The sequence below is a fragment of the Collinsella sp. CLA-ER-H10 genome, assembly GCF_040092475.1.
Taxonomy (GTDB): Bacteria; Actinomycetota; Coriobacteriia; order Coriobacteriales; family Coriobacteriaceae; genus Collinsella.
The window spans coordinates 1-868 of record NZ_JBBNLM010000051.1 but is presented as its reverse complement, the minus strand read 5'-3'; the positions used below and the strand labels follow the sequence as shown (position 1 = coordinate 868).

General features: G+C 49.9%; 1 protein-coding gene. It reads right to left on the bottom strand.

Translation table 11 applies throughout. From position 1 onward, the window contains the following. Positions 1 to 142: 142 nt before the first annotated feature. Positions 143 to 421, bottom strand: a complete 279-nt coding sequence (locus AAAX36_RS09445) for a hypothetical protein (protein ID WP_349075291.1) — start codon at positions 419 to 421, stop codon at positions 143 to 145. Positions 422 to 868 lie beyond the last annotated feature (447 nt).

Below are 868 nucleotides of genomic sequence, written 5' to 3'. Positions count from 1 at the left end.
CGTCGAGTGGGCGCGGCTTGAGGCGGAGGCCAGGAAGATGCTCGAGTCCGGCCTCGAGCTTGCGGACAGGGTCGAGGCGGCATAGGATATCAACCGTATTCCAGATTCCAGGACGCCGGGCCGACTCACTTCGGATCGGGCGCTACACCAACTTTCTCGACATTACCTTCAGTGTTCCTGGCGGCGAGTAAAAGAGCGGGCTAACTTGAACACTATTATCATCACGAGGAATAAAATCCAAATGCGGGCAGTAGCTCTGTGCTAACTTTCGGTGTCGTTCTTTGCGGCTTGCAATATACATATTGATGTCGAATTTGATGCCAAAATGCAAGATCGCAATTATTGCAAGAACGAATATTACAACGAGAAAGACCATCACTCCGTATCTCTCTATTAGTAATTTTGAAACAGAGTCGCTCATTTCACACTCCTTTTGTTGTGTAGAGATATTTCGAATGTGGGCAGTTGACCGGAATGTTCAATTCCGGTCAACGCCTTGAATATGCCATCTCAAATTGATTGGAAACGCCATGGGGGGCTAGGGACGACCATACTTAGTCTATCCGATAATTCCAGGAAGAATAGGGGCGATGAGTACGCCCAGCTTCGTTACGTTCTCAATAAACGTAGCCCCTTCGTTGATGCCCTTTAGGGTGTTCCATAGCGACTTTAGTATTGACGGTTTAGGCTGCGGAGTCTCAAAAACGTCTTTCATCGCGGCGATTGCATCCGCAGCAATTGTTGTTAGCGCCGGGCGATTTTAGCCGCTAATAGTCAAACTATTTTGACCAATCCCGGTCACCGAATAATGGCCACCGTGCCTCCCCGCCGCCACTACGCTGGTGGTGCCAACACGCCGGCGTTAGGA

What these genes read in the sequence shown, in the direction of transcription:
- AAAX36_RS09445 (WP_349075291.1), bottom strand. Translation starts at nt 421, where the DNA reads ATGAGCGACTCTGTTTCAAAATTACTAATAGAGAGATACGGAGTGATG.